Origin of the sequence: Microbacterium sp. (assembly GCF_047606685.1) — a bacterium.
In the GTDB taxonomy this organism is placed as follows: domain Bacteria; phylum Actinomycetota; class Actinomycetes; order Actinomycetales; family Microbacteriaceae; genus Microbacterium.
In genome coordinates, this window is sequence record NZ_JASGEC010000074.1 from 43,079 (window position 1) to 52,330 (window position 9,252).

Below are 9,252 nucleotides of genomic sequence, written 5' to 3' on the forward strand. Positions count from 1 at the left end.
AGGCTCGCGGGCCCGTCAGGGCACGACGACGGTGAGCGCGCGCGGCACGGCCTCGATCTGCACGGGGAGCGCCGCGATCGGGTCGCCGTCCGCGTACGCGGTGACCCCGTGCGCGCGCAGGGTCACCTGTCGCCCCTGGAACGTCTCCACCTCGGGCCGGTCGACGTGGGTGCCCCGGTACACCGTGGGCAGCAGTTGCAAGAGTCGCAGCCGACCCCGCGGGCGCACGATGGTGACGTCGAGCAGGCCGTCCTCCGCGTCGGCGGCGGGGCAGATCGGGATGCCGCCGCCGTAGGCGGGCGTGTTGCCCACGCTCGCCATCACGAGCGGGCCGTCGACGTGCTCGCCGTCGACCTCGAGCGTGAACGGGATGCTCCTCAGACCGAGGAACTCGAGCAGGATCGCGAGGTTGTACCGGGCTTCGCCGCGCGGCCAGCGCATGCGATTGGCCCGGTCGTTCACCGCCGAGTCGAAGCCGCTCGCCAGCACCGTCGTGTACAGCCGAGACGAGCCGTCGGCACGGGTGAGGCGAGCGAGGTCGATAGTGCGCGTGTGGCCGGCGTCGATGATGTCGGCCGCTTGCTCGGGTCGGAGCGCGGGGATGCCGAGGTGCGCCGCGAGGTCGTTGCCGCTGCCGGCGGGGATGACGCCGAGGGGCACGCCGGTGCCTGCGAGCTCCTGCGCGGCGAGGTTGACGGTGCCGTCGCCGCCGACGACGCCGAGCGCGTCTGCCCCGGCGCCGAGGGCTTCGCGGATGAGAGCGGATGTCTCCTCGGCGCTGCCGCCGCTGATCGCGGTGACGGTGTGCCCGTGCTCGCGCAGCCGGCGGGCGGCGCGGTCGGCGGTCTGCGTGTGCGCGCCGGAGCGGGCGGCGGGATTGACCACGACGGCGATGCGCACGAGACGAGCATGGCAGGTGTGTGGCCGTGCGGGCGATGGCTGTTGGCCGGCGGGGCGTGAGGAGCAGATAGATATCAATGTCGGAGGCTACTCATACACTCGAAATATGAACAAATCCACGCTTCTGTACGCGGGCGAGACCCGCGGATGGGACGTGGATGCCGCGTGGCACGACCTGGTCGATCCGCGCGATGTGGCGGGGCTCGACCCCGCCGAGTACGCGCCGCCGCCCGGCGACCCCGAGGCGTCGGGGCAACCGGCTGACGCGCTCGCCGAGCTCGAAGACGCGCACGCGCGGGCGCGAGTGCTGGTGGCGGCGCAGTACCGCGCGATCGCCGACATCCTCGCCGAGGCGGCCGTCGATCCCGACCCGTGGACCGGGCCCGACCCGACGCTCGACGGTGCCTGGGCCGACCCGCGCGGGCGGACGACATCGGCGGTGCGCCGCGAGCGCCGCGACCTGGCCGTGCGGGCGGCAGTGGCCGACATCGCGGTGCGACTGCGGATGTCGGAGACGACCGTGCGGGCGAAGGCCGCCGACGCCGACGCCCTGCGCTCGCGGTGCCCGCGGCTGTGGGCGCTGTTCCTGGGCGGCGCGATCAGCGAGCAGAACGCGCGGATCGCCGCCCGCGACGCGGCGTCGCTGCCCTCGGCCGCGCACGCGGCGTGGGCGGCATTCGACGAGCAGCTCGTGTCGTCGGCCGCGGTGCTCACGCCTGCGAGGTTCCGGGTGCGAGCGCGGGTGGTGCGCGACCGGATGCATCCCGCCTCGATCGACGAGCGGCACCGCGAGGCGGCGCAAGAGCGCAGCGTGTGGATCGTCGACGGCGACGACGCGATGTCGACGCTCTGCGTGCAGGCGCCGACGGCCGACATCCACGCCGCCTGGAACGTGGTCGACGCGCACGCCCGCAGCCTGCGCGCCGAGCCCGACGAGGAGCGCACACTCGCGCAGCTGCGCGCCGACGTGCTCGTCGGCATCCTCGCTCGCGGCGAGAGCCGCGGCATCGATCCGGTTGTCTCGGTGACCGTGCCGATGATGACGCTGCTCGGGGAAGACGACACGCCGGCCACCCTCGACGGCTACGGCCCGATCGACCTCGACACGGCGAAGCGGCTCGCCGGATCGGCGAGGAGCTGGATTCGCGTGCTGACGCATCCTGTCACCGGCACCGTGCTCGACGTCGACCGCACGACGTACAGGGTGCCCGCCGACCTGCGCCGATGGGTGACGATCGAGAACGCGAGCTGCTTGTTCCCCGGCTGCGCCCGCTCGGCGCGCGAGTGCGACATCGACCACCGCGTGGACTGGCAGTTCGGCGGGCCGACCGCGGCGACGAACCTCGGGCCAACCTGCGAGCACCACCACATCGTCAAGCACGGCACGCGGTGGCGGCTCGAACGCGACTCCGAAGCCGGCGAGCTGCGCTGGACCAGCCCGAGCGGCGCGACGACGGGCCTCGACCCGCCCCCGTTCTAGCCCGTCGATGCCGGCTCGGCCGGCGACCCGCTACAGCGTCGTGGCCGTGCGCAGGATCTCAGCGCTCTCCTCCGCGTGCACCTTCGGCGAGCCCGTTGCCGGCGACGCCGCCGACGACCGCGACACGCGCTGGATCGTGCGGCCGTGCAGGTGCTTGACGACCTCGAGGGCGATGAACGGCCACGCGCCCTGGTTCTCCGGCTCGTCCTGCACCCAGACCAGCTCGGCGCCGGGATAGCTGTCGATCACCGCGTTGAGCTCGTCGATGGGGGCGGGGTAGAACTGCTCGAGCCGCACTAGGGCGATCTCGGGGTTCGGGTTCTTGTCGAGCTCGGCGCGCAGGTCCCAGTGGATCTTGCCCGAGTGCAGCAGCACCCGCTTCACGACGCTCTTGTCGACCCCGCGGTCGTCGTCGAGCACCGGTTCGAAGCGCCCCGTGATGAACTCCTCGACCGCGCTCGTCGCGCCGCGCAGCCGCAGCATCGCCTTCGGCGTGAAGACCACGAGGGGGCGGCGGGGGCGGCTGTACGCCTGGCGGCGCAGCAGGTGGAAATAGGATGCCGGCGTCGAGGGCCTTGCCACCGTCATGTTGTCCTGCGCGCACAGCTGCAGATAGCGCTCGATGCGTGCAGACGAGTGGTCGGGGCCCTGCCCCTCGTAGCCGTGGGGGAGCAGCAGCACGATGCTCGATTGCTGGCCCCACTTCTGTTCGGCCGCCGAGATGTACTCGTCGATCACCGACTGCGCGCCGTTGGCGAAGTCGCCGAACTGCGCCTCCCACAGCACGAGCGCGTCGGGGCGCTCCACCGAGTAGCCGTACTCGAACGCCATCGCCGCGTACTCGCTGAGCAGCGAGTTGTAGACCCAGAACCGGCCCTGGTTCTCGCCGAGGTTCGTCAATGGGATCCACTCCTGGCCGTTGTCGCGGTCGTGCAGCACCGAGTGCCGCTGCACGAACGTGCCGCGCTGCGCGTCTTGGCCGGCCAGGCGCACGTTCGTGCCTTCCAGCAGCAGCGAGCCGAACGCGAGCAGCTCGGCAAAGCTCCAGTCCACGGCGCCGTTGCGGCTCATATCGAGGCGCTTCTCCAGCAGCTGCTGCAGCTTGGTGTGCACCGTGAAGCCGTCGGGCTTGTTCACGAACGCGTTGCCGACTTTCTCCACGATCTCGCGCGACACGGCGGTGGTCGCCAGCACACCCGGCGCACGATCGGCTTCGGCCAACTCGATGGTGGCGGTGTCAACGACATCCGTCGTTCCCGTCTGCGCCTCGTGCGTCTCGGTGAACGCGATCTCAAGGCTCTCCTGGAAGTCCTTCTTGGCGTTCTCGTACTCCTCCTCGGTGATGTCGCCGCGTCCGACGAGTGCCTCGGTGTAGAGCCGGCGCACCGACCGCTTCGCCTCGATGAGGTTCGTCATCAGGGGTTGCGTCATCGACGGGTCGTCGCCCTCGTTGTGGCCGCGGCGGCGGTAGCAGACCAGGTCGATGACGATGTCGCGGTGGAACTCCTGGCGGTAGCGGAACGCGACCTCGGCGACGTGCACGACCGCCTCGGGGTCGTCGCCGTTGACGTGCAGGATCGGCGCCTGGATGGTCTTGGCGACGTCGGTGGCGTAGATCGAGGTGTATCCGTCGACGGGGGTCGTGGTGAACCCGACCTGGTTGTTGACCACCACGTGGATCGTGCCGCCCGTGCGGTATCCGCGCAGCTGCGACATCTGCAGCGTCTCGACGACGACGCCCTGTCCGGCGAACGCCGCGTCACCGTGCACGAGCACCGGCAGGTACGAGAACGAGCCGATCGGCTTGCGGTCCTGCTTGGCGCGGACGATGCCCTCCAGCACGCCGTCGACGGTCTCCAGATGCGACGGGTTGGCCGCCAGATGGACCGGGATCTGCTGCCCGCCGTCGGCGACGAAGGTGCCGTCGGTGCCGAGGTGGTACTTGACATCCCCCGAACCTGCTTTGTTGCCGACGGCGACCGAGCCTTCGAACTCGCGGAAGACCTGGCCGTACGTCTTACCCGTGATGTTGGTGAGCACGTTGAGCCGGCCGCGGTGCGCCATCCCGATCGCCGCTCCGTCCAGGCCCGCCTCTGCGGCGCCCTCCAGGATCTGGTCGAGGAGCGGGATGAGCGACTCGCCCCCCTCGAGCGAGAAGCGCTTCTGGCCGACGAACTTCGTCTGCAGGAACGTCTCGAACGCCTCGGCCTGGTTCAGCTTGCTGAGGATGCGCAGCTGCTCGTCGTGCCCGGGCTTTTGGTATTTGACCTCCATGTTGTCCTGGAACCACTTGCGCTGCGAAGGGTCCTGGATGTGCATGTACTCGATGCCGATCGTGCGGCAGTAGGAGTCGCGCAGCACGCCGAGGATCTCGCGCAGCTTCAGCACGCGCTTGCCGCCGAACCCGCCCGTGACGAACTCGCGGTCCAGGTCCCAGAACGTGAGGCCGTGGCTCTCCAACTCGAGGTCGGGGTGCGTGCGCTGCCGGTACTCCAGCGGGTCGATGTCGGCCATCAGGTGGCCGCGCACGCGGTAGGCGTTGATGAGCTCCTGCACGCGGGCGGCCTTGTCGACGCGCTCGGCGAGGTCGACGTTGATGTCGTTCGCCCAGCGGATCGGAGCGGTCGGGATGCGCACGGCGGCGAAGATGTCGTCGTAGAAGCCGCGCTGCCCGATCAGCAGCTCGTGCACCTTCTTGAGGAACTCGCCCGAGCCCGCCCCCTGGATGACGCGATGGTCGTACGTGCTCGTGAGCGTGATCGTCTTGCCGACCGCGAGCTCGCTGAGCGTGCGTTCGCTCATGCCCTGGAACTGGGCCGGGTACTCCAGCGCGCCGGCGCCGATGATCGCGCCTTGGCCTTTCATCAGGCGCGGCACCGAGTGCACCGTGCCGATGCCGCCGGGGTTGGTGAGCGAGATCGTCGTGCCCTGGAAGTCGGCGGGCGTGAGCTTGTTCGCGCGGGCGCGCGCGACGAGGTCTTCGTAGGCGGCCAGGAACTCGCTGAACGACATCGTCTCGGTGCGCTTGACGCTCGGCACGAGCAACGCCCGAGTGCCGTCGGGCTTGGGCAGGTCGATCGCCACGCCGAGGTTGATGTGCGCGGGCGCGACGACCGACGGCTTGCCGTCGACCTCGGCGTAGAACACGTTCTGGCTCGGGAACTCCTTGAGCGCCTGGATGATCGCCCAGCCGATGAAGTGCGTGAAGCTGACCTTGCCGCCGCGCGTGCGCGACAGGTAGTTGTTGATCACGATCCGGTTGTCGATCATGAGCTTGGCGGGGATCGTGCGCACGCTCGTCGCGGTCGGGACCGTCAGCGACTGGTCCATGTTGGCCGCGAGCGCCTTCGGCATCCCGCGCAGCGGAGTGACGGTGTCCTCCTCGGCCGACCCCTCCGACGTGTGCGTCGTGACCGGCGCCTGGGCGGGAATGGGCTGCGGCCTCGCCGGCTTTCCGGTGGTGCGGGCCACCGGCTGCGCGCCGAGCACCGGGATTGGCGTGGTCAGCGGGCGGGGCTCGGATGCCGCCGGCGCGGCCTGCGGCTCAGGCTCGGCGGGGGCGGGGGCGGGGGCTGGGGCTGGGGCTGGGGGAGCTTCGTTCGTCGTCGTCGGCCCCGCGCCATCCGTCCGCGCTCCGCCATTGGCGGGGCGGAACGACTCGAGGACGGGCCACCATTCCTTGTCCACCGAGTTCTTGTCGGACTTGTACTGCTCGTAAAGCTCTTCCACGAGCCATTCGTTGGCGCCAAACTCGCTTTCGCTCGACACCCCTGCGCCCGTGACCTGGCTGGACACGCTCGATCGCCTGCTCTCATCGGTGAAAATCGCCGCGCGCACAGCGTCGAAGCGGCGCCACGCGCGCTCATCAAGCCTAGCGCTCAGACTCACTACTGTTGACTCACATGGAGTTCTATGGCGAGCGGCCGGATGTCGACCTGACGTACTCGGACGTGTTCCTCGTTCCTCGGCGGTCGGCGATCTCAAGTCGCCTCGATGTCGACCTCGCGCCCGGCGACGGCACGACCGCGACGATTCCCCTTGTGTCGGCGAACATGAACTCGGTCACCGGGCCGCGGCTGGCCGCGACGCTGGCCCGCCGCGGCGGGCTCGGCGTGCTGCCGCAGGACATGCCGCTGCAAGAGCTCGACGCCGCGATCCGCTGGGTCAAGGACCAGCCCGTGCCGTGGGACACGCCGATTGTGCTGCCGCCGGATGCGAGCGCCGCCGACGCCGCGAAGCTCCTTCCGGCCACTCCCGGCCACGGCATTGTCGTGGCCGAAGGGCCCGCCGACACGCTCGCACTGGAGCGCGTGCGCGGAATCGTTCCGGCGTCACGGCTCGGGCGCGCGCTGCCCGATGCGCGACTGGGCGACCTTGTGCGCGGTCGCACGCCCTCGATCGACGCCGACGACGTGGAAACGCCCCGGCACGCGTTCGACGTGATCGTCGGGGCGGACGCCGACGTCGTGTGCGTGCTGCGCCACGGCTTCGTGGTCGGCACGCTGTCGCGGCGCACCGCGCTGCGCTCCGCGCTGTACCGGCCGGCCGTCGACCGGGACGGGCGGCTCATCGTCGCCGCCGCGGTCGGCATCAACGGCGACGTGGCGGCCAAGGCGCAGGCGCTGGCCGCCGCGGGCGTCGACGTGCTCGTCGTCGACACCGCGCACGGGCACCAGGAGGGGATGCTGCGCGCCCTGCGCGCCGTGTCGGAGCTGAGGCTCGGCATCCCGGTCGCCGCGGGCAACATCGTGACGGCCGAGGGCGTGCACGATCTGGTGACCGCGGGCGCGTCGATCCTCAAGGTCGGCGTCGGTCCCGGCGCGATGTGCACGACCCGGATGATGACCGCGGTCGGTCGCCCGCAGTTCTCGGCCGTGCTCGAGACGGCCGAGGCCGCGCGCATCATGGGCGCCCACGTGTGGGCCGACGGTGGCGTCCGCTACCCGCGCGATGTCGCCCTGGCTCTCGCGGCCGGAGCGTCGTCGGTCATGGTCGGCTCGTGGTTCGCGGGCACGATCGAGGCGCCTGGCGAGCTGCAGACCGCCGCCGACGGCCGCGTGTACAAGGAGTCGTGGGGGATGGCGTCGACGAAGGCCGTGCACGCGCGGTTTGGCCGGCTGGACCCGTACGAGCTGGCGCGCCGCGAGCTGTTCGCCGAGGGCATCTCGTCGTCGAAGATCTACCTCGACCCGCTGCGGCCCGGCCTGGAGGACCTGCTCGACATGATCACGTCGGGCGTGCGCTCGTCGTTCACGTACGCGGGGGCGTCGTCGGTCGCGGAGTTCCACGATCGCGCCCGGGTCGGCCTGCAGTCGGCCGCCGGCTACGACGAGGGCAAGGCGCTCCCGGTCAGCTGGTGACGCGGGACTCTGGCGCGCTGCAGAATCCCGCGTTCGCGCGTGTGTTCTTGTGACGGGGGTGCCGTTTGCGCTACAGAAACCCGCGCTCGCGCGTGTTTCCCACACGTGGGCACCTCTCGCGCTACAGAAACCCGCGCTCGCGCGCGCTATTCGCAGGCGCGATTGCGGGTCTCTGTAGCGCGCGGCGCGCGGGCGCGGCGCGGGGTGTCAGGGCCGCGGGAGGCGACTGCGCAAGCCGTCGCGGGTGAGCACGTCGTAGACGAGGCGCGGATTGTCGGCGTCCGTCGCCTCCAGACGCGAGAAGCCGCGCACCTCGCGGCGGATCTCGTTCTCGCGGTTCTTCTCGTCGATCACGATCATCGCGGGATCGCGCTCGAGCCCGAACTCCGGACTGAGGTACTTCCCGCGCCCGTCGACCTCGAGCCAGTGGTCGTCTTCGGGGAAGTAGAGATCGCCGTAGGCGACGCGTCCGCTGGGAAGCACGCGTCTCTCCTGCGGTCGTGGCGTGGAGAACCCGAGCGCGACGACGAGCACACGCATCTGCGACTCGCGCACGTTTGCGGCGAGTGGCGAGGCGAATTCGAGCACGCGCCGCGCGCGCACGTCACCGCGCCGTGGCTCGGCGAGCTCCAACAGATCTTCGACCTCGCCCAGCGTGGTGAGCGGTCCGCCATCCCGGCCTTGCCATATGGCTTGATCGACGGCGGCCACTGCCTCTGCGAACGGAAGCGAGCGGGCCAGGTCGAGCGCGGTCTGCGCGGGGACTGTGACGTGCCGGCCGGCGAACGGCATCCTCTCCACGTCGCTCAGGCCCAAGCCGTACCGCCGCACCAGGCCGCTCGTGCGGCCGCCGCTCGCGCGCTCGGTCGTGATCTCGACGTGCCGGGGCCAGGCGCCCAGAGTGTCGATGCCCCACGCCGCCGCCACGGAGCGATGCGACACGACGGCGGGCGCCGTCATTCGGTGCAGTGTCTCGAGCACCTTGGCGCGGTGGCGCTCGATGGGCTTGAGCGCCCGCCAATCGACTGCCCGTGCGAAGACGCCGGGAACGATCCGCACCCACTCGCGCGTTTCGAGCATTCGCCGCAAGCGGCGGTCGTCGACGCGATCGAGCTGCCCGCGCCGACGGACGACCTCGATGGGGGTGGTCTCGTGGGGGTGCAGGGTCGCGACATCCATCGGCCCAGGATGACGGCTGCCGGGCGCGCCTCGGCGCCGATCGAGCGCGATTGTGGACATCCGCCGGCGCACGGCGGGCTGTGCAGGAGCACGCGCCGCGTCGCGCGGCGAGGCGCCCGCGCTGCCGACACCCGCACTCGCGTGAGTTCCCAGCACACCGACACCGCCGCGCTACAGAAACCTTCAATCGCGCGTGTTCCCACCGCGGCACCTCTTCGCGCGCTATAGAAACCCGCATTCGCGCATGACGCTCGCAGGCGCGAATGCGGGTTTCTGGCGCGCGGGGCGCGCGGGTGGCGCGGGGGACGCGGGTGGCGCGCGAGCGCGCGCGGG

Annotated in this window: 5 protein-coding genes; 2 read left to right on the forward strand and 3 right to left on the reverse strand. The window is 70.9% G+C overall.

Translation table 11 applies throughout. The annotated features are described in order from the left end of the window. Positions 1-15: 15 nt before the first annotated feature. Positions 16-900: a diacylglycerol kinase gene (locus QM611_RS09170; RefSeq protein ID WP_415079609.1), complete on the reverse strand. Its 885-nt coding sequence runs from the start codon at positions 898-900 to the stop codon at positions 16-18. A gap of 106 nt (positions 901-1,006) precedes the next feature. On the opposite strand from QM611_RS09170, the gene QM611_RS09175 reads away from it, so the two are divergent. Further along, positions 1,007-2,380, forward strand: a complete 1,374-nt coding sequence (locus QM611_RS09175) for a DUF222 domain-containing protein (protein ID WP_415079610.1) — start codon at positions 1,007-1,009, stop codon at positions 2,378-2,380. 30 nt (positions 2,381-2,410) lie between these two features. Here QM611_RS09175 and QM611_RS09180 read toward each other — a convergent pair whose 3' ends face one another. Further along, positions 2,411-6,175 (reverse strand): multifunctional oxoglutarate decarboxylase/oxoglutarate dehydrogenase thiamine pyrophosphate-binding subunit/dihydrolipoyllysine-residue succinyltransferase subunit, encoded by a 3,765-nt coding sequence (locus tag QM611_RS09180; protein WP_415079611.1) that lies wholly within the window; start codon positions 6,173-6,175, stop codon positions 2,411-2,413. A 107-nt stretch (positions 6,176-6,282) separates the two neighbouring features. Between QM611_RS09180 and QM611_RS09185 the strand changes: the two genes are divergently transcribed. Further along, positions 6,283-7,740, forward strand: coding sequence for a GuaB1 family IMP dehydrogenase-related protein (locus QM611_RS09185; protein WP_415079612.1), 1,458 nt, complete (start codon positions 6,283-6,285; stop codon positions 7,738-7,740). 207 nt (positions 7,741-7,947) lie between these two features. Here the strand turns inward: QM611_RS09185 and QM611_RS09190 are convergent, their stop codons facing one another. Further along, complete coding sequence (locus tag QM611_RS09190; RefSeq protein WP_415079613.1) at positions 7,948-8,919, reverse strand: hypothetical protein; 972 nt, start codon at positions 8,917-8,919, stop codon at positions 7,948-7,950. Positions 8,920-9,252 lie beyond the last annotated feature (333 nt).